Below are 25,826 nucleotides of genomic sequence, written 5' to 3' on the forward strand. Positions count from 1 at the left end.
TTGCTGCGCGATGCCACTGACTCAGCCCTCAAATTCATTGCCTACCTGCAAACCCATCGCACCCGAATTCCTGATTACCAAGCGTTGCAACAGGCAGGGGTTACGATTGGGTCGGGGGCAGTGGAATCGTTAGTGAAACAAATCAATCGCCGCTTGAAGATTTCAGGGGCACAGTGGAGTGCTCACAATGTGCCTCAAGGGCTGAAGCACCGCTCTGCTTATCTCAATGGCGATTTCACGCGCTCTCAACCTTGGCTCAGGGTTGGCTGATTGAATTGAGTAGTTATGCTCATCGCAAAGGTGAGATGCTCCCGAGTAACCCTTTCATAAGACATTCTGTTAATCTTGTAGTTCATCTTGAGACAAACTTCATCGCTGCACCGTTCATACAATAGCGCTGACCCGTGGGCTTAGAACCATCCTCAAACACATGTCCCAGATGTCCACCGCAGCGGCGACAATGTACCTCAGTTCGAGCGATGAAAAGAGAACGATCGGTGGTTGTCTTGATCGCGTTCTCGATGGGTGCGTAGAAGCTGGGCCACCCTGTCCCACTATTAAACTTCGTTTGTGACGTGAAAAGAGGCAAGTTACACGCTGCACAGCGATAGGTACCCTTGGCATATTGCTTATCTAGTGGACTCGTGCTAGCGCGTTCGGTTCCGTGCTTTCGCAAAACCTGAAACTGTGCTGGCGTTAGGATCTTACGCCATTCCTCTTCAGATTTAGTAATTTCAAACTTGCTGGTTTCTGCCTTTGTTTCTGGTGATTTCCGAAATGGATGGAGAAGTAATACAATTGCTCCAGCGATCGCAGTTCCCGATAATAAAAACGTTCGTTTTTTCATGCTTCCTTATACTTTCTTTACCTCAGATCGGCGATCGTGCTGTCATTACCCTGACACTAGCAATCGCCGATCTCTAACATCAATCCTAGACTCTAACCTGGATTGAGGCTATCCTTAACCCTCACCGCCGCTGTAGAAGTTAAGCCGCCCAAACCCTAAAAATTGACCTATCCCGTTTTCTCCATCCGGAAACGCAGTTAAACCGAACTCATAGACCCCCCCATAAGTTGGATTTGTCGCTTCAAACGCGAGGGTGACTGTGCTGCCAGGTTGTACGGGTTGAGCAAACACGATCGTTGCTTCACCCGGCGCAGATTGAGTACCACCGACGCTTGCTAACGGAATCTCAACACCCGATGCGAACCGTTCACCAGCAAACGCTCTACTTCTGCTGACATCAAATCTCACCGTTTCTGTATTTCTCGCTTGGACAATCCGCACTGCTTTTAAGGGCTGACCAGCATCAGCAGGGACGGTCAACGTAAACTCGTAGGTTGATAATGCGTAGGCTTGCTTCTGGGAAGCGTTGACGCGGACTAAACGAGGAGGATGAGAGAAGAAGGTTTGACCATTGCTGAGTTTTTGTTGACTGATTTGAGGCTGAAGCACTTCAGATTGAGTCATCGACCTGGAAGTGGGTTCAGATGTGCCAATTTCTGAAAGGGTTGGATGCGTTGGGTTCTTAAATTGCTGTTGGGATGAACTGCTCGGCTGAAAGGCTTGAGAGTTTCCAATTTCTGAAAGGGTTGGATGGGTTGGATTTTTGAATTGCTGTTGCGATAATGCTGCGGATTGTGATCCGACTGCGGTTGCGATCGTCAACATTGCACCGATTGCGAGTTTATGGAATTTCATAGTCAAATCTCCTTAAAAGTGAGAGTCTTTCGCTCTACCTCGATGAGGTAAGGGTGAGAACCTTTGAGCTTGTCTATGATTAAACTCCAGCAATCTGAGACTCCTCTGAGTATGGAGTTGACTCTGATAAGACATTGCTGAGAGGACGCTGAGAAAGCTCTCTTGTTCCTTTCTTACTTCGCTCTCAAGCGCATCATGTGACCATTGGACTGCGGTTCAATGTTTGACGACAACCCTTGACACAGTGTTTTCTACTCAAGCCTGACGCTGACAAAGCAGTAGCGCAAACCACCTATTGGGATCAGTCCAAACTTGTAGTGATCGCAAGTCGTGTCGTTCTAGCGTTGAAATTAAGGTCGGGAGATAAAATTTGCGAGAAATTTCGGTGCGGATTGTTTCTCCAATCTGTAGCTCAATGGCAAAATTCAGGGTTCTCAGAAAAATGAATTGGGGTCTTAGATTAAAAAGATGCATCTCGATCTGGTGATCAACTGGGTTATAGAATGCCCAATGAGCAAACTGATTGAGTCTAAAATTTCCCTCAAACTGCTGGTTCAAATGCTTTAGAGCGTTGAGATTAAATGCAGCCGTCACGCCTTGAGCATCGTTGTATGCGGTTTCGATTAAGTCCACATCTTTTTGGAGATCAACGCCCACTAGAAAAAAGTCGCCAGGCTGAAGTGCAGACTGAACTTGAGTGAGGAAGCGATCGCAGTCTTGCGGGTTCAAGTTTCCTAGAGTACTACCTAGAAAAATCAGCATTCGCCGTCTGGTTGCGGGTGGAAGCTGTGCGAGTGCCTGTTCGTAGGTTCCGGCTAGTCCACAAACCTGAAGCGTTGGATAGTGGTGCAACAGTTGTAAAGCAGTGGTTCTCAGCAAACCTGTACTCACATCCACAGGACAGTAGGACAAAGACTGATCGGTTTGGCTGTATGCCTCTAACAGCAAGTGGGTCTTTCGAGAACTACCACTACCTAGTTCAATTAATTCGCAGGAGCCTGTCATTTGAGCAATCGCTGAGGCGTTCTGTTCTAAAATTGCTTGCTCAGTGCGAGTCGGGTAGTATTCGGGTAAATCACAAATCTTCTCAAATAGCGCCGACCCTCGATCGTCATAAAGATATCGGCACGGAAGCGTTTTGGGTGTTTGCTTTAATCCTGCAATCAAATCATCGGCTTGGTCTACAGCTTCTAGCGCATCTAGATTAATCCAATTCAACCGAGAACATTCTTGTTTAACAGTCACAGTGCTATTTTCCTTGATTACGTGGAGCAGGTTGGACAGCACAAGGCTTTGTCTGACACTGCTGTTCATACAGTTGTTGGATGTAGGGTTCTTGCCAACTGAGCGGTACTTCCAGAAGCGCACGAGTTCCGGTGATTGCTTGTCCAATAAATAGCAGTGCCACAACACTACTGACAGCAATGTGAACCATCCGCCAGCGCTGTGTGCGATCTTTGTAGATGCTTTGCACGATCGACAGTGAAAAAATCATCAACAGCGATGCCGTAATGCCGTAATAGTAGTGCGAGGTAGCCCACTGATCAGTTTTGCGATACACACCGTCTTGACATCCCAACACCACTAATCCGATTCCCGTTAATGTTGCAAAAGTGGCTCGCCACTGGACTTGATGAGATCGAAACAGCAGCACTAATGATGCGATCGTGGCGACAAACAACAGACCAATCAACCCCACCTGAACTGGGTTTTTACTCCACAGTTGAGTGCTGACAACGGTGCCAAAAATATCATTTGCTAGTGCAATGAGGGTAATTCCAACGACCCCGATCGTTAGCCAGTGACCCGCCTGCACGTGCTCTTGTCCGACCACTGGTGGAACTTTACTTTTATCGCCAGAAGCGAGTTGTAACCGTCGCTGACGAACTTGCAGTCCGCGATTTACGATCAGTCCCATTAGTGGAAAGACCACCGCGATCGCGATGATTGGATGTAGCAGCAAAACTGCGTCTTTGAACATGAACCCCTCTCCCTGAAGCTGAGTATTATTCTGAAACTTTGACCCATTAGACAAGTGGAGAAAAGTTAGAGTGCAACCGGGAGCCTTGGTCAAGGCTGCATCTAACTTCCTGCACTACAATTACTTAACTTCACTCGCTAGAAACTGTGCGACTTTGCCTTGCTTCAGCGCTACGACAACATCGTAGGTTGCACAGTAAGCAAAGGTAACATTGTTGGCTTTGTTGTAGAGGTTGACGACCATGCCAGCGCCGCCAGGTTGCACACCGATCGGCTCTAAATCGCCAAAGAAGTACCGCCGCAGTTCATCTCCACCGCCGAACTGCCCCTTGTGCTGAGTGATTTTAGCGATTTTTTGCTGCACGGTTAAACCCGTGCTGTCTTTCATGGTTTGAGCCGATGCTTGCACAAGCTGAGGATTGATTGCTTTAAGTGGTCCGTCCCATACGGTGACCATTCCGACTAGTGCAGCGGTGGTAGCAGCCGTGGTGAGTAAAGAAGTAAGTTTCATCGGGGTGACTCCTGAGTGGTTTCGATGATTACAGCTTCCCAGCGATCGCTGAGTAGAATCTAAATCGAAACTAGGAGTTTTCTGAATTTATTCCTATAAAATATTCAGTTCAAACTCAGCCGTTTCTCAGCTAATCGTGCCGTCTCAACTTTGCTGAATTTCTCAGTGAAATTTAAGCTTGCACTGCTTCAATTAAGAGCAGTCGGTTGTAGATGCTTCACCTTGGCGTTGTCTCACTTATGATCTCACAGCACTTCAAACAGGTTTTCTCGATTTCTCGTTGGAAACGGATGGCATATCCTCAAGTTGCCACATTGATTATGTTGAGTACTGTGGTCGTGTCGGGCGCGATCGCGGCAGCGTGGTTTGCTGGACAGGGAGCAATCAGCACTATTTTTCAGCAGCTTAATCTGTTGCAGGAAAGCCCTCCGATGTGGATTGAAGCGCCGATGATGATTGGGCAGTATTTGCTGTTTTGGGCAGTATTATTGCTGCTCGGAGTGGTGCTGATTACAAAAATATCGCCACGTCCTCAGCCTTGGTCGCGAACGTTAGTCGTTGGAATTCTATTAGTGTTGACGATTCGGTATTTGCTTTGGCGATCGCTCACCACGCTAAATCTGAGTACGCCCTTGAACGGGGTGTTTAGCATCGGGTTGTTTTTTCTAGAACTGCTGACGTTAACGGGCAGCATCATTCAACTCTCGCTCTTGTTGCGGGTGCGCGATCGCCGACCTGAAGCAGATCATCATGCAACGAACGTTCTCAACGGCACCTTTACACCCACCGTTGACATTATGATTCCGACCTATAACGAGCCGACTTTTATTCTCAAGCGCACGATCATTGGCTGTCAGGCGTTGCATTACTTGCATAAACGCATTTATCTACTGGATGATACCCGCAGAGCAAAGGTGCAAGCGTTAGCGGAAGAATTAGGGTGTGAATATGTGACTCGACCTAATAATAGCCATGCAAAAGCGGGAAATTTAAATCATGCGATTGCTCACACTCATGGCGAATTGATTGTGGTTTTCGACGCAGACTTTATTCCGACTAAAAATTTTCTTACGCGCACCGTAGGCTTCTTTCAAGATTCGCAAGTTGCCCTCGTGCAAACGCCGCAAACGTTTTATAACCCTGACCCGATCGCTTACAACTTAGGATTAGAAGACATTCTCACCCCCGAAGAAGAAGTGTTTTATCGCCAAATTCAGCCATTTCGCGATGCAGCAGGCGGTGTTATCTGTTCAGGAACTTCGTTTGTAGTGCGTCGCTCGACCTTGGCAGAAATCGGCAATTTTTTCACTGAATCCCTTAGCGAAGATTACTTTACCGGAATTCGACTGGCAGCAAGTGGCTACCGACTCGTTTATTTGAATGAAAAACTAAGTGCAGGATTAGCGGCTGAAAGCATCGCAGCACAGGCACTTCAACGAGTTCGGTGGGCACAGGGAACACTGCAAGCTTTCTTTATCAAAGCGAATCCGTTAACGATTCGTGGATTGCGTCCGATTCAGCGACTCGCGCATTTAGAAGGATTGCTGCATTGGTTCACTAGTATTTCGCGTCTTGGCTTTTTACTGATTCCTCTAGCATACGCATTTCTAGGTGTGATTCCAATTCGTGCGACGACTGCTGAAGCGTTGTATTATTTTGTTCCTTACTATTTAGTCCAGATCATCACTACGTCTTGGCTCAATCATCGATCACGGTCTGCACTGCTTGCAGATATTTACTCTTTAGTGTTGTGCTTTCCCTTAGCATTAACTGTCATACAAACGTTGTTGAATCCATTTTCTAAAGGATTTAATGTGACACCAAAAGGGGCAACCAGCGATCGCTTTACATTCAATTGGCAATTGGCGTTTCCGTTAATCGTGATGTTTTGTGCCAGTGCGCTTAGTTTGTGGATGAATTTGGGATTCTATACAATGAGCGGAATGGCGAATCCTAACGTTCCATTAGACATGGCAGAACAGTTTAAAGGACTCAGCTTAGGTCTGTTTTGGAGTGTTTATAACTTACTGATGTTGAGCATTTCTTTGCTGATTTTGATTGATGCACCGCGTCCATCGCAAAATGAATGGTTTCAACTGCGTCGTACCGTTCGCATCCAAATCGGTCAGCGCGAGTTTTGGGGCATCACAACCGTCATTTCAGAAGATGGTGCAGAAATCGTTCTCACTCAAAAAGACTTTCCAGATCAGCTTGATTCGCTGCCTAACGCGATCGAGTTAATGGAAGAAAGCTTATATATTCAAGCCTTCATAACAGCCGTTGACCGACAGGGCGAGTTTCCTACATTACGAGTGACATTTGATGCGTTGGACTTAAGCCAGCAACGCCGTTTAATTGAACTTCTGTTTTGCCGTCCAGGACAGTGGAGAAGTCGATGCGCGCCTGGAGAAGTGCGATCGCTGTGGTTATTGCTTAGAATCTTATTGAAGCCACGAGTAATTTTCGATCGTCAGACTCGAATTCACGCACTTGCAGTGGCTCAAAGTTGAGTATTGATTCTCAGCCCATTCTCATTGATTAATCAGAACGTGTTCAGCTTGGTCTATCATTCTGACTATTATTGGTTCATCATTCTAGAATGGGTTTGAACGTAACATGCACCACAGTAGATGATTTCCATGCGTCGGTTGAGTAGAGCTTCAAAAACAGGTCTCAGACGGAGAAGGAATCACCTCGATGCCAACTCACTGCACTTTCGGCTGATTCTCAGTATCATTGTGGTCTTTGCGATCGCCGCCGTAAGTTTCATCATACTGAGTCGCCAGGAGGTGCAAACACTGCTCTCGATGAGTTCGTTTGACGGAGCGACAACCCTCAAGTTTCTCACGATGTCTTCTCAGTTAATAACCCTTAGCTTGATGGTGATCGGGGCGCTACTGATTTCCACAATCACACTCATCTGGCGATCACTCTCAACGCTGAGACATCTGAATAAGTGGGTAACGTCCTCAACCAACAGCATGAATTCCTACCCGCTCAATCTGTATCCCGCACCCAGCGAAATCAAAGTACTCGCACAGCGCCGAAACGAGATCTTGACTCAACTTGCATCAGTTAAAGAGCAGCAGCGACAGTTTACGAATGCAGTTGCTCATGAACTGCGATCGCCACTGAGTCTAGTCTATGGCTATTTGCAACGCAGTCAAAAACAAAGTAAAACGCTCACCGAAGCTCAAAAAGAAACACTGGGAATGGCGATCGCGGAAGCAGAACGGATGACAATGATTTTGCAAGATCTGATCGATCTTGCTCGTGCAGAAAGTATTGATGTGCCAATTTCTGGTGAAGTCATCATCCTAAACGATTTTATTCGTGACATTGTTAGCATGACTAAAAAATTTGAGCATCGTCAAATTGAAACTGAATTATCGGCGGTGCGAATACGAGCGCAAACGAATCGAGATTATTTAATGCAAGTTTTAGATCATTTAATTAGTAATGCAATAAAACACTCTGATCTCAATACTACGATCGTCATTATGCTTAATCAAGTCCGTGATGCAGCCATCATTCAAGTGCGCGATCACGGAAGCGGCATTTCTTCATCACAGCAAGAATTAGTCTTTGAACCGTTTTATCGAACCGATCCCTCGCGGGCGCGCTCGACTGGGGGAACTGGGTTAGGACTAGCGATCGCGAAAACAATAGCAGAACGAATGGGTGGTACCATCACTGTAGACTCTCATCCTGGCGAAGGCAGCACGTTTACATTAATCCTTCCAGCAATCGGAACCCGATCATGAGCGCTCACATTTTATTAGTTGAAGATGAAGTGAAACTCGCTCGGTTTGTTGAACTGGAACTGGTCAGCGAAGGCTATACCGTGAGCGTGGCACACGACGGTATGACAGGTCTAACGCTTGCCCGCGAAGCGACACTCGACCTGGCCATTTTAGACTGGATGCTGCCAGGTTTGTCAGGTTTAGAACTGTGTCGGCGGCTGCGATCGACGGGAAGTAAAGTTCCGGTGATTTTGCTGAGGGCACGAGATGAAGTCAGCGATCGTGTCGCCGGACTCGATGCCGGAGCCGATGATTACGTAGTCAAACCGTTTAGCATTGAAGAACTGTTGGCCAGAATTCGCGCTCATCTGCGTCGCGTTCAAGACGGCGATGAAGAGGTTCTACAGTTCAACACGTTAAGACTGAATCGGAAAACTCGCGAAGTTTATCGGGGCACTCGGTCAATCGACCTCACCGCCAAAGAATTTGACTTGTTGGAGTATCTTTTGAGGCATCCGCGTCAAGTGTTTACTCGCGATCAGATTCTCGAAAACGTCTGGGGATATGACTTTATGGGCGATTCTAATATTATTGAAGTCTACATTCGCTACTTGCGATTAAAGTTAGAAGAGAACCAGGAGCCTCGGTTACTCCATACAATACGCGGAGTTGGCTACACTCTGCGCGATTAATGTTGATTGGATCTGCGTTTTAACCTATGTACATCCCCTAAAACGCAAATTGTGAATCACAAGAAACGAACTCGATCAAACGTCTTCGGGCATCGATCGCGGTACTTAGATAAAAGCACTAACTTTAATGGACTGATTATCCATTCTGACGCTGTGGTGTTCTGTTGGAGGCGTTTTTGAAATAGGGATCACTCAACTAGTAAGGCACAATCGCCATCTTTCCCAAAAGCTATGAATTTCTCAGAGATTGACCAACTGCCCACTACTCTACAAGGAGGCGCAACCTATCAACACTTATCAACTGGACAAGTTCTATTTCATCGCAACGAAGAACCACGATCGCTCTATGCGGTAAAGTCTGGACGGATTCGATTGTTAAACTACACAAAAAGTGGTCAGTCAATTAGTCATTATGCTGTCCATGCTGGTGAAATTTGTGCTGAGGTCGCTCTCTTCTTAGATTCCTATGCTTGCAGCGCCGTTGTAGAAGAACCGACTCAGGTCTTGGTCTTTCCCAAACAGGCATTCTTGAGTACCGTTCAGCAAAATCCTGATTTTGCGATCGCATTTATGATGCAGTTGTCTTATCGATTGCACACCACAAAACTAATGGTCGAGTTACGCAGCATTCGTTCAGCCCAAGAGCGAGTTCTCCACTATTTACGCTTGATCATACCGCCTAAGAAGAACACAGTAGTCCTACAGTCGCTCAAACATGTCGCCGCTGACCTGAGCATCAGTCCTGAAGCTTTGTCTCGGACATTAGCTCGACTTGAAAGCGACGGAGTGATCACCCGCGAGAAACGTAGGCTCACCCTGCTTGAACCATTGCTGTAGCTCTAAGCTGTTGAATTTTTCTGCTTAAGGGAATCTAAAGAATCTGTCAAACTTGACTTGAATCAAGGACGCAGAAGAGGTGCTATTGTAGGCTCATTAAACGATTCTGCTGAAACCATTTTGAGAACACTTGCAGTAGCATGATGGATCGACAAAACATTCAACGCGCTGAACAATGGCAAGCCGTCCTAAAAGCATTAAGCACGTTGAGTTATCGCTCTCATGACCTTAATGGCTATCTACATGAAATCACCTGCGGAGTGAGTCAGTTGTTAAATTCGGACTGGTCGATCGTGACGATTCACGAGGAATCAAAGGGGCAAGTCGTTGCCAGTAATCTAGATATAGAGGACGCGGAAAATAGCTTCTTGGTTCACGAAAGCGTTTCGGAAATAGTCGTTCGGAGTGGGCAACCTTTCTTCATTGACGATATCAAACATCGCCCAGAAGAAGCGAACCGAATGGAAGGATATGTCTGCTATTTGGGAGTCCCACTCCGGGTTTCACAGGGAGATGTGATTGGCACTATTTGCTCATTTAGTATGCAACCACAGCACTACGATGCAGAGACCATCTCCACTGTAGAACTCTTTGCAGAACGTGCAGCAACGGCGATCGATAACTACCGCCTTTATCAGAAACAGCAGCAATTTAATGAGTTGTTAGAAGCTGAAGTAACCAAACGGACAAAGGAATTACATACGGCTCAAGCAAAGCTGATTGAGCATGAACGACTCGCTGCGATCGGAGAATTTGCGGCAATGATTGTCCATGAAATTCGTAATCCCCTAACTACAGTTCAAATGGGTTTGAACTATTTTACAAGACTAGATCTGCCTCAACCTGCCCAAGATCGACTCTCTTTAGCGAGAGATGAAGCTGAACGGTTAGCGAATCTTTTGCAAGAAATTTTGTCTTATTCAAAACCGCAAAACTTAAAACTTGCTGAGGTCGATGTTCATATATTTATTCAAAAGCTATTAGTCCCGTTACGATCGATGCCCGAAGCGCAAGGACGTGCGATCGAATACTTGCCTTTGCATTCACCTGCTCTAATTTTGGCTGATTCAGACAAGTTAAAACAAGTGTTTATCAACCTGATTCGCAATGCGTGTGAAGCTGTTGGGGTAGGAGAAATCGTCCGATGGTCTGTAGTGCAAATTTCGGCGGAACAGATTTGTATCTCAGTTCATAATGGCGGGGCACCGATTCCTGGTGATGTTTTGCCTCAATTAACTCTGCCCTTCTACTCAACGAAAGCGGAAGGAACAGGACTGGGTTTAGCGATCGTGAAGCGAATTTTAGAAGCTCACAACGGCGAACTTCTCATAGAGTCTTCTGAAACTAAGGGAACAATCTTTAGCGCCCGACTACCCCTTAGACGATTGGCTCAATGAGCTTGGGAAGGACGACGAAAAATAAAGTGTTAGTCAACCTGTAGTCTATTGACTTAAGTTCTTACGGATGCAGGACAAAAGAATCTTCTGAGACAAGTTGATACCCAGCATCGGCGGGCGACACGACTGAAATAAAAACTAATGGCTCATCACTATTATTCAGCACTCCATGCACACAGCCAGTATGAGCAATGACTACATCCCCAGCAACGATCGACTTTGTAGTGCCTGCTTTGTCTAGATAATACTCTCCCTTCCCCTCAAAATAGTCCAGGTGTCTTGCCCATTGGGATGGATGTGCGCGGCGATTTCTTGTCCCGGTTTGATATACCAGGCAACCACAACAGCATTCTCAGATTCTGTAACGACCGATCGAATAGCTTCCCCATCGGTCGGCTGAAAAAATTTAGAACTGTTGAATATTCTAGTCGTACTCATCTGTATATCACGATCAAAAATAGATTACATCAGCAGAACCTAGTGCCGCCTTTGAAAGTCCTTGATTATATCCTCTCATCGATCGCTCCAAAGAACTGTCTCACCGATAACCATTACTGCTAGAAACCGTTTGATTGCTCTTTGCGCGTCACTAGGTAGTGGTCATAGGCAGCACAGATCCAAGCACCCAGAAGCATGAAGACATTCTTATCCCAGTTGCCCTGATTGTTAGGCAGCAAGCCATTTGACCCAATTAAGCCAAACGCTAGAATAAAGCTCAACAGCATCAGCATCATGATGATACCTGCCCAGCGTACCCAACGATTGATTACAAACAGTGTCCCCACAATCATTTCGGTTGCAGGCAGCAGGTAGGCGTAGGGATAGGCAAGAATGGCAGGCATGGGACCGATTCCCTCAAATCCCCAACCCCATAGCTTTAATTTAAGCTGAGTGACCGTTTCAAAAAAGCCACCGGGAGCATTAAAGTAGAGGTAGTTGGCAATGCCAGAAAGAATAAAAAAGAGTCCGAGCAGTACGCGCATAGTGGCGATCGACTGCCTAACCATGCTGCGTTGACTTCGCAAGCTAGAACGATTGTCTGTGTCTAGAAGCATCTGGGGTTTCCTAACAAAAGATTAGATTTATTTTTGCTGAAGTTGATCGAGCAACGCTGGCAGATGGGTTGATCGCAAGGTTTGATTAAAACTCGTGGGTTGAGCCGCCCGCCAAAACAGTAGTCCGCTGCTAATCACGACCATAACGGCAGCAGCATCTCCGATACGCTGAAGTACTGATTGACGAGGCTTGGGTGTGACTCGACCGTGACGCTGAAACAGTTCGTCGGTTAACCAGCCAACCGTAGCTTTGAAATTGTGAACATAGACTGGGAGAAGTTCTAGATAAGTGCCTTGACGAACTAAGTGTCCGGCTCGTCCCGTGATCGGGACGCGATCGAACAAATTTGCCACGCCTTCACCCAATCCTAACTTTAGGAGAGTGCCCCGCAGTGCAACTGTTACAGGCTTGGGGGATTGTCCTTGAGCGATCGCGTGCAGGTTTTGAGCAATCATCGCTCCCTGCTGATAAGCAACTTGAGCAGTGGCAGGCAACGGTTTTTCTAAAACGGCACAATCTCCTCCGACAAAGACTTCTGGAAATTCTGGTAGCTGCATTGTAGAAGCGACCCGAAGACGACCTGCGCGATCGCGCATCTCTGGAGCGATCTGTAGACTCTCAATTAAAGGATGCAGCCCGGTTCCTGCTGTCCAAATGATGGTGTTTGTTTGAAGCACTTTTGTCTGCTGTGCTTGCTCGTATTCGACGGAGTTTTCAGAAATGACTTTCACCAATGCGTTTGACACTACCTCTACTAAAGTGCTGCGAGTTTGTAGCGCTCGATGGGCAATTTCTCGCAAATCACCGTTGAGGTCGCCTTTGAGAATCTCTTGACTGCGATTGAAGACAACAATTCGGATCTCTTGCAGGTCGCCTCCCAGTCGGGTATACCACTGCGGCAACAAGTCTGCTAACGTTGCTGCCATTTCTATTCCAGAAGGCCCCGCTCCAACAATAGCCACGGTCAGAAATGTTTGTCGCTTATTTGCATCCTTGGCTTGACTCGCACACTGAAGACATTCTCGCAGGTGCCGCCTCAGCGCGATCGTATCCTCCCCGGTGCGAAAGGGAAACGCAAACTTTTCTGCCCCTTGGATGTCGAAAAAGTTTGTGACGCTGCCCAGTCCTAACAACAGGTTGCCATAATCGTAGTGCAATCCTGAAGTCAGATTGACTCGACGTTGCCGCAGGTCGATCGCCTGCACTTGATCCTGCACAAACGTCACACTGTCGCATTCAAACAGCTCGGCGTAACGGGGCTGCACTTGGGTATCAGTCATCTCCCCGCTCAGGAGTTCATACAACAGTGGCTTGAACACAAACCGCTCTGCTTGATCAATGAGAACAATGGGACGGGGATAGCGACGATGACAGAGGTGCAATGCTGCAAATAAGCCCGTGAAGCCAGCACCGAGAATGACGGTGGGTAGAGTTGATTCATCCATGAATGTGAAATTCTATTTGTGTATTGAGCCAAACTCTAGAGATCAGTATTCTCGCTCAAACGCACTGAGTGGACGAAGATAGCTGCAAAATTAAGTGCAAACTTATACGAATGTTGAATCAGGAAGCATTGTGATGGCTTTTATAAAGCGCGCTGGCTTGAGAATACTCGAAGAGTTAAGTCGATGCTTAACTTCACCGTCAACTTTTCCCTTAGACAGGCTTCAAGCGTCAATACTGAGCTAATGATGAGTAAGTGCTGTACGGTCAATGCTACGATCGCGGTGATCTGAGGATTAAGTAGGGTTGTGCTTGATCGGTGACACATTCAATGATGCCTTTATGAACCCTTCATCCCGTCAACGCCAGCGGTTCTTAGTTGTAGATGACCATGAGGCAATTTTAGAGGGAACTGTTCCAGCACTCAAACGGCAATATCCTGACGTTGAAATCTTAACGGCTCAAGATCGGCACACTGCTCACCACCTGATAGAGCAATTTCACCCTGACCTGATTGTGATCGACTTGAGTTTGCCAGATCATGCTTATTCCACTGCAAATCCTGAAGTCGGAATTCAATGGTTGGAATCTTTGATGCAAAATCATATCGATCTCAAGCCCAACATTCTGGTCGTGAGTACCAACATTAAGCCTCTCGTCAGGCTAACCCCCTTGATTAACCTCTACGAAGGAGGATTTGCAGCGATGGATAAGTCTCGCCCGATTCGAGAGATGTTAAAGCTCGTTGATCTTTCCCTACGAGGCTCGATCGCGTTGCCGCTAGAGGTGCGATCGCGCCCAGAATTTGATCGCAAATGGCTAGAGGTGCTGACCCTAAAGTTTCAGTATGGGCTATCCGATCGGGCAATCCGTGAAAGGATGGGAATCGCAGAACGGACACTGCGAAATTATTGGATTCGGATTCAGGATGCGCTTGGAATTCCAGATGATCCCGATCGAGATGTCCGAGTTCAGATTGAATTAGCTGCTAGAAAGGCGGGGTTGATTAGCTGATAAATCTTGCTCTTTTAATCTCGCCAACGGGATACAATCCACCGAGTGATCTCCAAGGCAAGTTGTGACAATTAATTTCTGGCGAGATGTTGAGCAGCGCACGAAAATATTACGCGAAATCGTGCTGCCTGGTGCGGTTATTCTGGGACTGGTCATGCTGATTCGCTTGAGTGGGTTGCTGCAAGTTCAGGAGTGGATGGCGTTTGATTCCTTCTCACGCACCTGTCTATCTGAGTCGGGAGATTCATCGGTTGTGGTCGTGGGCATTGATGAAGCGGATTTGAGTCTTGTGGGTGGCTACCCAGTGCCCGATCGTGATCTCGCAGCAGTTCTAAACCGCCTGCAAAAGTATCATCCTAGTGTAATTGGTCTAGATCTATTTCGAGATGTGCCCGTAGAGCCAGGACACGCTGCTTTGATGCAAGCACTGCGATCGATTCCTAACTTGATTGGCACCGAGCTTGTACTAAACACAAGACCCGCCTGGAATGTTGAACCGCCCCCTGATTTACCACCTGAACGAGTTGGGTTTGCGGATGCGATCGTCGATGCAGATGGTAGACTGCGGCGATCGATTTTGGTAAGTTCAGCCCAGAATGGTGAGATTAAATATTCGTTAGCGCTGCGATTAGCTCAGACCCATCTAGCAGCCCACGGAATCAACTTCAAACCGGGGAATCGGGCGAGTGCGCTGCAATTTGGCTCGACTCAACTCCCTCGCTTTCAGCCTAATTCGGGTGGATATATTCGCGCTGATGCCAGTGGAAATCAGTTGATTCTCAACTTTTGCGGCACTCAAAAAATGGTGCGATCGCTATCCCTCAGAGATGTTTTGCAGAACAATGTCGCTTTAGACTGGATTGCAGATCATGTGGTGATCATTGGTATGACTGCTTCCAGCATCAAAGATGTCTTTTTCACATCTGCCCTTCAAGAGACACTGAATTCGCGATCGTCGCAGTTTTCGATGCCTGCCAATCAATTGATCTATGGAGTAGAAGCCCATGCCTATACAGTGCATCAAATCATTGACGCGGTTCAGAAAAGGCATCCGTTGATCCGAGTCTGGGCTGATATCGGCGAGTATGTTTGGATCGGGGCTTGGGGATGCCTGGGCGTGGCGCTGGGTGTGATTCTTCAATCGCCTTGGAAAGGTTTGTTGAGTCTGACGATCGCCAGCCTATTTCTGATCGTGAGTTGCCAGATGCTGCTTCAGGCTATGGGCTGGTGGGTGCCGATCGTGCCAACCATGCTGGCGCTTTGTGGCTGTGGGCTAAGTGCCTCATTTTTTGATCGAAACTTACGATTTGAGCTAGAACATCGACGACTCGCGATCGAACGCACTTATGAAGCAGTACATAATGGTCCACTGCAATATCTAGCAGTGATTTTAAGAAGTTTAGAGGAAACGGAATTTTCATCTCCACGTCTAGAACGACAACTATGGTTACTCAACGAGGAATTACGGCGGATTTTTGAATACATGCGCCAAGAAGTTTCTACCGAATACACTCGACTTTATCTGCGCGGCGATTTGGTGCTTGATCTCAGAGACCCGATTGGTGATCTGCTCTATCAGGTCTATAACCACACACGAGCAGAGCAGCTTCCAGGCTTCGACACGCTCCAGACCTTTGTGCCGCCCAATTTTGAACCCCTAAAATTCAGACAATATACTCTGGCACAAAAGAGGGGGCTGTGTTTGTTTCTGCATGAAGCCCTATTCAATGTCGGCAAACATGCTAGTGGTGCGACCCGTCTCGATGTGGTGTGTGCAGTAGAGGTAGGGTATCATGTGCTGCGGGTGATTGATAATGGACCGGGTATCGACCCCTCTAAGCAACTTCGCGAAGGACAAGGAACTCTGCAAGCGAAAATGATCGCCCGTGACTTGCGGGGTCACTTTTCCCGTCGCCCCAACCATCCCCACGGAACCCTGTGCGAATTGACCTGGCGCAACCGTCGCAATTGGCGCAGATAGCAAAGAATCCGGAGCCGTGCCGAAATCGGCAACCTCTGTGCCTTGAAAGCCTTACTTTGAAAGTGCTTTTTTGTCACGATGGCGATTAAATTAGTCGCAATCGGTGGCTCCTATGGTACAGGCTCTACGAAATTCCAAACGCTATCGCGGTTTTGTTTTGACCTCGATCGGGCTGCAAAAGCTACAGAAAAGCATCCAACAATTAGAAGCCCAAACGAGAGTCCGCCAAAGTCCTAGAGCGATCGCCGAGCGCGTCCAGCTTGCAGAACCTGATGGGATTCATCCTATGACCGTGAGAAAACTGCTGCGCTGTCAGCAAGGAGTTGATAAGCGCTCGATCTGCCAAGTCTTTGCAGCATTGCAGCTACTCTTAGAAGTGGGAGACTATGCCCATGCGAGTTTATCGGGTGCTAGAGCGATCGTCGAAGTGCTAGAACATCCTGCAAAACAGCTTCATAGTGATGTAGCGGGGAGGGACACAGCAAGCCATTTCTGTGGGCGCACTGAGGAGAAATCTCAGCTTCAGCGCCAAATTTTGGTGGAACGCTGCCGACTCGTTAGTGTGCTAGGAGTCGCAGGAATTGGCAAGACAGCGTTGGTACAAGAATTCACTGCTGAGCAACAAGAATTTGAGTATGTGGTCTGGAAATCTCTGCATCATGCTCCCACGATCGCAGCAATGCTAACAAGTCTGCTGCACTCTCTTGTGGAGCGATCGCCTGCTCCCCTCCCGACCAGTGTAGAAGAGCTCATCACCTCTCTACTCAAGCACTTACAGCAGCATCGTTGTTTGTTGGTATTAGATGGAATTGAGTCAATTTTAAGTAACCGTCCACTAGCCGGATATTACCGCGAGGGGTACGAACCTTATCGGGAGTTGTTTCGCTCGATCGCCGAGTCTCCCCACCGGAGTTGCATGGTTTTAACCAGTCAGGAAAAACCAAGAGAATTCAGACGATTAGAAGGTCGGCAGGTTCAATTTGTTCGACTTCAGGGCTTGAGTGCCTCAGAGAGCCAGCAGCTATTACAACAGCAGGGAACGTTTGCACCCATACAAGCAGATTGGCATCGCATCACAGACTACTATGGTGGAAATCCACTGATTCTGAAGATGGTGGCTGCTAGAGTTGTAGACTACTTTGACGGCAGCATTTCTGATTACCTGAGCGATGGATCACCCGAACAGTTGCTATTTCAGGAGATTCGAGATCTATTAGGTCAGCAGTTCGATCGAGCCTCTGAGCCAGAGCAGATTGTGATGGTTCATCTAGCAATAATTGGGGATTGGGTATCGCTGTCAGACCTGCAAGCTGATCTAGAGTCTGTCATCAGTCGTCAGGATTTGCTAGACATATTAGATTCGCTTTATCGTCGATCGCTGTTTCAAAAAAGCAGAGCTTCCTTTAAACTTTCACCCACGCTGGCAACGTTCATTCAAAATTACAAAAATGTTCATCCACAAAAATAGGGCAAACTGTAGGCTTGCCCTTCCAAGAGAACAACGTCTCCAATCAATCCTTAACTTCTGTCAGGAACTTGAATTCTGGCGGTTCCCACTGGAATTTGACCACTAATGCCTACCCGCTTTGCAGTAATCCCATACAGTAAGATATTGCCTGCTTCCGCATAGGTCTGAATGCCTGGAATATCGACTTCGAGAATATGACCCGGTTCGACAGGCTGACTAAACGCGATCGCGACTTGATCTTTAGTTGCAGTAATTTTTGCTGGAACTTCTTTACCCGATTCGTCAGTCACCTTGACCTGCCCGTACTTTGACATTCCAGATGGAATTCTGATCATCAAGTCTTCCAAAGACATCCCAACAACCATGACTCGAATCACATGATGATCACCTAGTAGACCCGAACTGCTAATAAAGGGAGCGGTGAAATTGAACTGCATTTGATTGAGCGCGATGGCTCGAAAATCGGGAGCCGGGGCTGTCAATCCTGGCGTGATCGCGGTGGTTGCCAATACAAGCGCGGATATGCCGCCATAAATAAAGCGTTTCATGGATATTCCTTCTAATGACTTGAGTGAGCAGGCTCTACATCATCGTGATGTTTCATGCTATTAGTTTGCAACGACTCAAGCCTTCTTGTGGGCGAAGATAGAGGCAACCTTAAATACAAGTTTGGACTGTGCTAACCCCATACAACAGACCCGTTGGAGTTAGAAAAACTCCATCTCAGGAAAATCTTCACTAGCACTTAGCAAAAAATCATTTTTCTAAATGAGAGTTGGTTGAGAAAGCGATGAGTTGTGGTTCAGTTACCTATCAGCTTTCTACACCAATTTTCTTAAAGTTCAATCATCTTTCAGCGCAACCTACAGGACACAATAGGCTGAAGCATCTTCTAACACTGCATCAAAGGACATTGATTGATGATTAAACACTGGGTTACGGCGAGTTTGATGGCTCTGGTTATCGTGGGTTGTAGCAATGCTAGTAATCAAGCTGCTGAAAGTATATCTTCTAGCCCTAATTCCACACCAGCTCAATCTGCATCTCAACCTGGTAGAGCGGCAACGATCGTAAGGGCTGGTACTTTAAAGGCGGGGGAGCATGACACACAAGGAATGGTTCAAATTGTAACTCAAGCAGGTCACACATTTCTCAAGCTGGATCAGTCGTTTAAAACTTCTAATCAAGGGCCAGACTTAGTGGTGATTTTGCATCGATCGCCCAACATTCTGGGTTCAGCAAAACCCCCTTCTTATTCGCTCAAAGCCGGGGATTACGTCGTTTTAGCTCCGCTCCAAAAGTTCAGCGGTGGTCAACAGTACGCCATTCCTGACAGCATTAATGTAGCCAATTATCAGTCGGCTGCAATTTGGTGTCGCAAGTTTAATGCCACGTTTGGTGCTGCTAAGTTAAGCAGTTAATCACGTAAAAACAGCTCTATTTTCTAGGAGAGTCGTTATGAATCTTGAAGGCAAAGTTGCACTTGTAACAGGAAGTAGTCAAGGGATCGGGCAAAGCATTGTTTTAAGGCTTGCTCAAGCTGGAGCAGATGTGGTCATTAACTATCGTTCTCACCCAGAAGGGGCTGAGGAAACGCTGGCAAAAGTTCAAGCGTTTAGCGCAGAGCGCAACTCCGAAGGAACCGGGGGCAACTGTCACATGGCAAAGTGTCTGAACGCCCAGGGTCATACCATTCAAGCAGATCTGGGTAGCGTGACTGAGGTGCGTCAACTAATTGCAGAAAGCATTAACCACTTTGGCAAGCTAGATGTTTTGGTCAACAATGCTGGAATTGAAAAACACGCTCCTTTTTGGGACGTTACGGAAGCAGATTATGATGCTGTTCTCAACGTCAACCTGAAGGGTGTTTTCTTTGCAACACAAGCTTTTGTGCAACACCTGATTGCTACGAAAAGACCTGGCAAAATTGTCAACATCAGTTCGGTACATGAGGATTTGCCTTTCCCAAATTTTGCGGCATATTGTGTCAGCAAAGGTGGCATGAAGATGTTGACTCGCAATCTTGCGGTTGAGTTGGGAGCATTGGGCATTACGATCAACAATGTGGCACCGGGAGCAATCGAAACCCCAATCAACACCAAACTACTGAATGATTCAGAAAAACTTGGAGCGCTACTGAACAACATTCCTTTGGGTCGTTTGGGTCAACCTCAAGATGTTGCTTCGCTCGTTGCATTTCTCGCCTCTGCGGATGCTGATTACATCACGGGCAGCACCTTTTTTGTCGATGGCGGGCTGCTCTGGAACTATCAAGAGCAGTAGTGGTAACAAGATTCGCACCCTGCTAGGACTGGAAACCGATGCTCCTAATCAACGATTACAAGTGCAGCCTGTTTTACCAAAATGGTTGCCTGACTTAACCCTGAAAAATCTGGCGGTGGGTGATGCAAAGGTCACTCTACGGTTTTGGCAGGATGGTGAACAAACCTCTTGGAAAGTGATCAATCTAGACGGTGAATTACACATTGACTTAAAGGATGACAAGTAATGCAAACGCTTCGTCGCCACTATCCCGAATATTTGATGGAAGCAGCCTGTTTAGGAATATTTATGTTTTCTGCCAGCGTGATCACTGCTCTGATCCAACATCCCACTTCACCAATTCGACAAGCCATCGCTGAACCATTGCTGCGTCGATTCATTATTGGCATATCAATGGGATTAATTGCGATCGCGATTATCTATTCACCTTGGGGCAAACAATCAGGCGCACATCTTAATCCATGTGTAACGTTCACGTTCTTCCGGCTTGGCAAAGTTCATCGATTAGATGTGTTCTTTTACATTGTGGCGCAATGTGTTGGTGGATTGTTAGGTGTGTTGATTGCGGCAAGAGTTTTAAAAGACGCGATGTTTTCTCAAGCAAAAAGCTTACTTGCAGATTCTACCGTGAACTATATTGTCACCGTTCCTGGTTCAGGGGGTGCTGGCGTTGCCTTTCTCGCAGAGCTACTGATTTCGTTTGGCTTGATGACGATGATTTTAGTGGTCACAAATCATGCAAAATTATCGCGATTTACAGGAATATTTTCAGGGATTTTAGTCGCCACTTACATCACCCTAGAAGCTCCCTTATCCGGGATGAGTATGAATCCCGCTCGCACGTTAGCCTCCGCCATTGCAGCGCAAAACTGGACAGCGATTTGGGTCTATTTCACGGCTCCTTTGTTGGGTATGCTGCTGGCGGCTGAACTCTATGTGCGCTTCAAAGGTCTAGCATCTGTGCATTGTGCCAAATTGAATCATCATACCCACAAGCGCTGTATTTTTCGCTGCGGTTATCGACAAGGCAGGAACAATGGACAACCCACATTAAGCGACCAGTTGCCGCATCTGTAACAGTCATCTATTCATTAGGAGAACGTTATGTCTGAGCATTACGACATCATTATTATTGGCACAGGTGCAGGCGGTGGAACGATCACGCATCGTCTAGCTCCCACGGGCAAGAAAATCCTGGTGCTAGAGCGAGGCTCCTTTCTACGGAGAGAGAAAGCTAACTGGGATACAGTTCAGGTAGTTCAAAAAGACCGTTATCACACAAAAGAAGTGTGGCGAGACAAAGACGAGCGTGAGATTCATCCTGGTATTGGTTACTTTGTGGGTGGAAATACCAAAGTGTATGGCGGGGCGCTGTTTCGCTGGCGAGAGCAAGATTTTGATCAAGTTACCCACAAAGGCGGCATTTCACCCGAATGGCAGCTTAAATATCGTGACTTTGAGCCGTACTACATCCAAGCCGAAAAACTGTACGATGTTCACGGGCAGCGAGGACTTGATCCTACTGAACCTACAGCAGATGTAGAGTATCCTTTTGCAGCGATCGAGCATGAACCGCGCATTGAGGAACTTCACCAGTCTCTACAGAACAAAGGCTTGCACCCGTTCTACTTGCCGCTCTCGATCAAACTCAATCAAGTCAATCGTCGTTTGAGTGCCTGCATTCAGTGTGATACCTGCGATGGCTTTCCCTGCCTCGTTGATGCCAAAGCCGATGCCGATATTAACTGTATCCGTCCGGCAGAGAAGTTCAACAATTTAACGCTGATGACTGAAGCAAAAGCGCTGCGATTGCACACCAGTCCATCAGGTCGAGAAGTAACTGCTGTATCCGTAGAGATCAATGGAACGGTGCGTCAATTTTCTGGAGATATTGTCATCGTTGCCTGTGGAGCCATTAACTCGGCAGCGTTGTTGTTGCGCTCTGCCAATGAACAGCATCCCCAAGGTTTAGCCAATAGCTCTGATCAAGTAGGGCGCAATTTCATGAAACACCAAAACGGTGCAATTATTGGAGTCAGTCGCAAAGCGAACCCAACCGTGTTTCAAAAAACAATGGGCATCAATGATTTCTATTGGGGCGAAGAAGGATTTGATTACCCGATGGGACATGTGCAGCTATTGGGCAAGGTGAATGCTGACATGATTGCAATGGAATCGCCCTCGATCGCAGGAATTTCCTTCCAAGACAGACACGTATTTGAGGCATTGGCGAGTCACTCCGTCGATTGGTGGCTGACCGCAGAAGATTTGCCCGATCCTAACAATCGTGTGCAGGTGAAAAACGATACGATTCATCTCCACTACACCGAGAACAACACTGCCGCCTACGATCGCTTGTTGCATCGCTGGATCGAGACCATGAAAGCGATCGGCTGTGGTGACCGAATTATTCCCTGTTCGTTCTACTTCAAGAAAAAGTTGCCGATTCAAGGAGTCGCCCATCAGTGCGGAACGTGTCGCTTTGGCGATGATTCAACTACCTCTGTTTTAGATCTCAACTGCCGGACTCACGACGTAGACAATCTCTATGTGGTGGATGGTAGTTTCTTTCGGTCGAGTGCTGCGGTGAATCCAACCTTGACGATTATCGCTAACGCCTTACGAGTAGCAGACCATCTGATCGATCGATTGAACTAAGCAATACCGTGATGCTATGACGACTTTCAGAAAACTGCTACAACGATCGCTGCTGTCTGTGTTGATCTTCGCGACGATCGTCGCGACCCATCAGCTTCAGGCTAATTCACAGCTTCAACTACATTCAACTCCTACGATTCAAATCGCGCAAACTCAGACCGTTCAGAATGCGGTGGTTGCCGTTGAGTCGATCGGGATGACAGTTTCCGACATGGATCAGGCAGTTGCATTTTATAGCAATGTACTGTCGTTCAAAAAAATGTCAGATGTCGAAGTACTAGGGGAAGCCTACGAACAACTGCAAGGCTTGTTTGGCGTTCGGTTGCGCGTGGTGCGAATGCAGCTAGGCGCTGAATCGATCGAACTCACAGAGTATCTCACACCCAAAGGGCGACCGATTCCGATTGACTCACGCAGCCACGATCGCTGGTTTCAACACATTGCCATTGTTGTCACCGATATGGACGCAGCTTATCAACACTTGCGCCAATTCAAAGTGCAACACGCTTCAACGGCTCCACAGCGCATTCCCGATTCTAACAAGCCTGCCGCAGGCATTCGCGCATTTTACTTCAAAGACCCCGATGGTCATAATTTGGAGATTATCTACTTCCCACCCGGAAAAGGCGATCCAAGATGGCAAGCGCCCACGAAACAGTTATTTTTGGGCATTGATCACACTGCGATCGTGGTTTCTAATACAGCCACTAGCCTCAAGTTTTACCGCGATCTGCTGGGTCTAAAGTTGGTCGGTGAAAGCATGAACTACGGCACTGAGCAAGCCCATCTCAACAATGTACAAGGCGCACGATTACACATTAGCGGCTTACGCTCCCCGACTGGAGCCGGAATTGAGTTTCTGGAATATTTGGAACCACGAGATGGGCGATCGATCCCACAAGATGCCCGATCGAATGATCTACTTCACTGGCAAACGACCCTGGTAGTCAAAAATGTGGCAGCAGTTGTCCAACAGTTACGCCTCAAGCAAGCGACTGCCATCTCGTCTCAAGTTGTAGTGATTCCCAATCCGACCCTCGGATTCAAAAAGGGATTTTTAGTCCGTGATCCAGATGGTCACGCGCTACGGTTGGTCGAGAAATAATCTTTTCAGTTTTGTCGCTCAAGTGTTCTAACGTGCGATGGCAGGAGTTCGATCGATTCAGCGTAATGTCTAATTCAGCGAGAACGAGAAAGTTCACTTTTCTCTACCTTGAAGCCGAAAAATCCGAGTTCCGTTCCGTATAATTACTCAAAGTCGGGGAGTTATACGGCGTGAATTCAGTATAAATTCTAGAAAAACGGGAATTATCCGGTTTGCAAACGGCATAATTCCTATGTGCGGGGGAGTTATCCGGTTTGGCAGGCGTTCAAACGGCATAAATAGTAGTTAAATTGCAGTAAAAACTACACTTGTACTATCTACTACAATTACTCTAACTGCAATTTAACTACTCATTGCAGCCGATGCAACAAATAAGTCACTCGCAAGATTTTGACACACTCAAGCACGGCTGAATTCGCTTCAATTAGGTGTCACCGAGTGAGGTTATTTTTATGGTTTGGACAGACCTACTTTCCGCACTAGGTGGAGCAGCAGTTGTTTTGGCAGCTATCGCATTTTTAGGGAGATTGATTGCAGAAAAAAGTGCGGAAGCTGCCATGAAACGATTTGAAAGCACCTTAAAGCGAGCAGAAGCTGAATACAGTTCGATACTTGAACGCACCGAAGCAGGATATGGCTCGTCTTTGAAGCGTTTAGAGGCAGAACATGGTGCCCTTCTTAAAACCATTGAGAAGTTGAATAAATCTACGCTTGCTTTTACGAGTGCCGTTGATACTGACTTGCGTACACGCAGAATTGAGGTTTATTCAGAGCTGTGGGAAAAATCGGGCACTCTACCGCTATGGCCTCATAATCGAGATCTCAGCTACACAGATCTGCAAAACCTTGCTCTTGCTTTTCGTGATTGGTATTTCAAGAAAGGGGGAATTTATCTATCGCGAAATGCTCGAGAAGCTTACGGAGAGCTTCAAAAACATTTGACTTCTGTTCTATCAGCAAGTTCTGAAGGTCTATACTCTGTAGGGGCACAGACTTCGTTTTTTTGGGTATCCTTGATGAGAAACACCGTAAAAGAATAGGGGAGGTTCCCTTGATTGAGATCTCATTCAGCGAAGTCGAGATTGCAGCCCTGCCCTATGAACGGTTCCATCCCCCCCATCCGCGAGTCCAGGGCAAAATGGAAGCGTTGGATTTGAAGAGTCAAGGCTTACCCCACTGGGAAATGGCTCAACTGGTACAGGTGAGTCAGAACACCCTACGGAGTTACCTCAAAGACTACCAAGCCGGGGGCATTGCTGGACTGAAAGTGTTGACCTTTTATCAACCCCAAAGTGAGTTGAAGCCGCACCAAGCCACATTGGAAGCCCAATTCAGGGCACATCCTCCTCAAAGCTTGGCACAAGCAGCGGCGAAGATCGAGGCGTTGACTGGGATTCGGCGCAGTCGCAGCCAGGTACAAGGGGTGCGACCTCCATCCGATACATTGGAAAAAACCGATTACCTTTTGCTCCATAAGGGTTTTGAGTGCCTGTAAAATTGATCAATGAATAATCAAAAAGACTACTGTGAAATCGTTCAAAAACCTTATCAGCAGGAGGCTTGAGCCACTTTAGTATCAGGTAGAGGTCGCACCCTCGTAAAGCCGTCCTTCGCTCTGCTAAAGGACGGGGTTTCTACCCATTTCTCTGATGATAGGAACTGATCTGAGCGATCGCGCTTAACTGCACTAATCTCAAATCCTGATGGATATACTCAATCACTTGTTTCAAACTAGATTGAGACAACCCGTTTGAATCACTAGAGAGTTTGGGGTGCGTGGTGCAATACTTCCGTAATAGGTGAATCGCTAGGGCAGTTCTGAGGCTATCGACTAGCAATTGACCTGCCATTCCACTCCGCTCTGTTTCTACTTTCAAAGGGGTGCGACCTCTACTTGATTTAATCATTCAATCATGATATTACCTCAGTGATGCAACCAAGAGGGGTGAGTATGAG

27 protein-coding genes and 1 pseudogene are annotated in these 25,826 nt (G+C 47.1%); 17 read left to right on the forward strand and 11 right to left on the reverse strand.

Annotated features, from left to right (window positions below):
• Positions 1-270: pseudogene (locus tag C7B65_RS28120) on the forward strand (hypothetical protein); the annotation flags it as partial.
• Positions 271-352: 82 nt separating this feature from the next.
• On the opposite strand, the gene msrB reads toward C7B65_RS28120, so the two are convergent.
• The 5 genes from msrB to C7B65_RS23795 form a co-directional block, all read right to left on the reverse strand.
• The gene (gene msrB, locus C7B65_RS23775; RefSeq protein ID WP_073074973.1) at positions 353-847 is read right to left on the reverse strand and encodes a peptide-methionine (R)-S-oxide reductase MsrB; all 495 of its coding nucleotides are present in this window, start codon (positions 845-847) and stop codon (positions 353-355) included.
• Positions 848-961: 114 nt separating this feature from the next.
• On the reverse strand, positions 962-1,702 hold the full coding sequence (locus C7B65_RS23780; RefSeq protein WP_073074974.1) for a DUF2808 domain-containing protein: 741 nt from the start codon (positions 1,700-1,702) through the stop codon (positions 962-964).
• A gap of 255 nt (positions 1,703-1,957) precedes the next feature.
• Positions 1,958-2,947: an L-histidine N(alpha)-methyltransferase gene (gene egtD / locus C7B65_RS23785; protein WP_073074975.1), complete on the reverse strand. Its 990-nt coding sequence runs from the start codon at positions 2,945-2,947 to the stop codon at positions 1,958-1,960.
• 4 nt (positions 2,948-2,951) lie between these two features.
• Positions 2,952-3,683: a DUF4079 domain-containing protein gene (locus C7B65_RS23790; protein ID WP_073074976.1), complete on the reverse strand. Its 732-nt coding sequence runs from the start codon at positions 3,681-3,683 to the stop codon at positions 2,952-2,954.
• Positions 3,684-3,803: 120 nt separating this feature from the next.
• Positions 3,804-4,193, reverse strand: a complete 390-nt coding sequence (locus C7B65_RS23795; protein WP_073074977.1) for a hypothetical protein — start codon at positions 4,191-4,193, stop codon at positions 3,804-3,806.
• Positions 4,194-4,483: 290 nt separating this feature from the next.
• Between C7B65_RS23795 and C7B65_RS23800 the strand changes: the two genes are divergently transcribed.
• From C7B65_RS23800 to C7B65_RS23820, 5 genes are all read left to right on the forward strand, one after another.
• Entirely contained in the window at positions 4,484-6,703 is a 2,220-nt protein-coding gene (locus C7B65_RS23800; RefSeq protein ID WP_223257500.1) for a glycosyltransferase, read from the forward strand.
• A 120-nt stretch (positions 6,704-6,823) separates the two neighbouring features.
• Entirely contained in the window at positions 6,824-7,957 is a 1,134-nt protein-coding gene (locus C7B65_RS23805) for a sensor histidine kinase (RefSeq protein WP_223257501.1), read from the forward strand.
• Positions 7,954-8,628, forward strand: a complete 675-nt coding sequence (locus C7B65_RS23810; protein ID WP_073074980.1) for a response regulator transcription factor — start codon at positions 7,954-7,956, stop codon at positions 8,626-8,628. Before C7B65_RS23805 ends, C7B65_RS23810 begins: the two co-directional genes overlap by 4 nt.
• A gap of 231 nt (positions 8,629-8,859) precedes the next feature.
• Complete coding sequence (locus C7B65_RS23815) at positions 8,860-9,465, forward strand: Crp/Fnr family transcriptional regulator (protein WP_073074981.1); 606 nt, start codon at positions 8,860-8,862, stop codon at positions 9,463-9,465.
• A 140-nt stretch (positions 9,466-9,605) separates the two neighbouring features.
• On the forward strand, positions 9,606-10,862 hold the full coding sequence (locus C7B65_RS23820) for a GAF domain-containing sensor histidine kinase (protein ID WP_219898716.1): 1,257 nt from the start codon (positions 9,606-9,608) through the stop codon (positions 10,860-10,862).
• 61 nt (positions 10,863-10,923) lie between these two features.
• Here C7B65_RS23820 and C7B65_RS29715 read toward each other — a convergent pair whose 3' ends face one another.
• The 4 genes from C7B65_RS29715 to C7B65_RS23835 all read right to left on the reverse strand — a co-directional run bounded on the left by C7B65_RS29715 (position 10,924) and on the right by C7B65_RS23835 (position 13,363).
• Positions 10,924-11,196 carry a cupin domain-containing protein gene (locus C7B65_RS29715; RefSeq protein WP_397428445.1) on the reverse strand — a complete coding sequence of 91 codons (273 nt, stop codon included), beginning with the start codon at positions 11,194-11,196 and terminating at the stop codon, positions 10,924-10,926.
• On the reverse strand, positions 11,100-11,300 hold the full coding sequence (locus C7B65_RS28955; protein ID WP_223257502.1) for a cupin domain-containing protein: 201 nt from the start codon (positions 11,298-11,300) through the stop codon (positions 11,100-11,102). Before C7B65_RS28955 ends, C7B65_RS29715 begins: the two co-directional genes overlap by 97 nt.
• A 119-nt stretch (positions 11,301-11,419) precedes the next feature.
• Positions 11,420-11,917: a DoxX family protein gene (locus tag C7B65_RS23830; RefSeq protein ID WP_073074983.1), complete on the reverse strand. Its 498-nt coding sequence runs from the start codon at positions 11,915-11,917 to the stop codon at positions 11,420-11,422.
• 27 nt (positions 11,918-11,944) lie between these two features.
• Positions 11,945-13,363 (reverse strand): NAD(P)/FAD-dependent oxidoreductase, encoded by a 1,419-nt coding sequence (locus tag C7B65_RS23835; RefSeq protein ID WP_073074984.1) that lies wholly within the window; start codon positions 13,361-13,363, stop codon positions 11,945-11,947.
• 340 nt (positions 13,364-13,703) lie between these two features.
• Between C7B65_RS23835 and C7B65_RS23840 the strand changes: the two genes are divergently transcribed.
• From C7B65_RS23840 to C7B65_RS23850, 3 genes are all read left to right on the forward strand, one after another.
• Positions 13,704-14,375, forward strand: a complete 672-nt coding sequence (locus C7B65_RS23840; protein ID WP_073074985.1) for a response regulator — start codon at positions 13,704-13,706, stop codon at positions 14,373-14,375.
• A gap of 64 nt (positions 14,376-14,439) precedes the next feature.
• Positions 14,440-16,356, forward strand: coding sequence for a sensor histidine kinase (locus C7B65_RS23845; protein WP_083583229.1), 1,917 nt, complete (start codon positions 14,440-14,442; stop codon positions 16,354-16,356).
• A gap of 112 nt (positions 16,357-16,468) precedes the next feature.
• Positions 16,469-17,824 (forward strand): NACHT domain-containing protein, encoded by a 1,356-nt coding sequence (locus C7B65_RS23850; protein WP_073074986.1) that lies wholly within the window; start codon positions 16,469-16,471, stop codon positions 17,822-17,824.
• 50 nt (positions 17,825-17,874) lie between these two features.
• Here C7B65_RS23850 and C7B65_RS23855 read toward each other — a convergent pair whose 3' ends face one another.
• A complete protein-coding gene (locus C7B65_RS23855; RefSeq protein WP_073074987.1) occupies positions 17,875-18,372 on the reverse strand; it encodes a hypothetical protein in 498 nt (165 codons plus the stop codon).
• A 372-nt stretch (positions 18,373-18,744) separates the two neighbouring features.
• Here C7B65_RS23855 and C7B65_RS23860 point away from each other — a divergent pair, with 372 nt between their 5' ends.
• From C7B65_RS23860 to C7B65_RS23895, 8 genes are all read left to right on the forward strand, one after another.
• Positions 18,745-19,245, forward strand: coding sequence for a DM13 domain-containing protein (locus C7B65_RS23860; RefSeq protein ID WP_083583231.1), 501 nt, complete (start codon positions 18,745-18,747; stop codon positions 19,243-19,245).
• A gap of 37 nt (positions 19,246-19,282) precedes the next feature.
• A complete protein-coding gene (locus tag C7B65_RS23865) occupies positions 19,283-20,107 on the forward strand; it encodes an SDR family NAD(P)-dependent oxidoreductase (protein ID WP_073074989.1) in 825 nt (274 codons plus the stop codon).
• A complete protein-coding gene (locus tag C7B65_RS23870) occupies positions 20,073-20,333 on the forward strand; it encodes a hypothetical protein (RefSeq protein WP_073074990.1) in 261 nt (86 codons plus the stop codon). Before C7B65_RS23865 ends, C7B65_RS23870 begins: the two co-directional genes overlap by 35 nt.
• Positions 20,333-21,184 (forward strand): MIP/aquaporin family protein, encoded by an 852-nt coding sequence (locus C7B65_RS23875; protein ID WP_073074991.1) that lies wholly within the window; start codon positions 20,333-20,335, stop codon positions 21,182-21,184. Before C7B65_RS23870 ends, C7B65_RS23875 begins: the two co-directional genes overlap by 1 nt.
• A 27-nt stretch (positions 21,185-21,211) precedes the next feature.
• Entirely contained in the window at positions 21,212-22,765 is a 1,554-nt protein-coding gene (locus C7B65_RS23880) for a GMC oxidoreductase (RefSeq protein ID WP_073074992.1), read from the forward strand.
• 16 nt (positions 22,766-22,781) lie between these two features.
• Complete coding sequence (locus C7B65_RS23885; RefSeq protein WP_083583233.1) at positions 22,782-23,870, forward strand: VOC family protein; 1,089 nt, start codon at positions 22,782-22,784, stop codon at positions 23,868-23,870.
• Positions 23,871-24,322: 452 nt separating this feature from the next.
• The gene (locus C7B65_RS23890) at positions 24,323-24,910 is read left to right on the forward strand and encodes a hypothetical protein (protein ID WP_073074993.1); all 588 of its coding nucleotides are present in this window, start codon (positions 24,323-24,325) and stop codon (positions 24,908-24,910) included.
• A gap of 11 nt (positions 24,911-24,921) precedes the next feature.
• Positions 24,922-25,365: a helix-turn-helix domain-containing protein gene (locus C7B65_RS23895; RefSeq protein ID WP_083583234.1), complete on the forward strand. Its 444-nt coding sequence runs from the start codon at positions 24,922-24,924 to the stop codon at positions 25,363-25,365.
• Between the two features lie 139 nt (positions 25,366-25,504).
• Here the strand turns inward: C7B65_RS23895 and C7B65_RS23900 are convergent, their stop codons facing one another.
• Entirely contained in the window at positions 25,505-25,747 is a 243-nt protein-coding gene (locus tag C7B65_RS23900; protein WP_143162019.1) for a hypothetical protein, read from the reverse strand.
• Positions 25,748-25,826: the final 79 nt, after the last annotated feature.

Source organism: Phormidesmis priestleyi ULC007 (assembly GCF_003003695.1).
GTDB classification, from domain to species: Bacteria; Cyanobacteriota; Cyanobacteriia; order Leptolyngbyales; family Leptolyngbyaceae; genus Phormidesmis_A; species Phormidesmis_A priestleyi_A.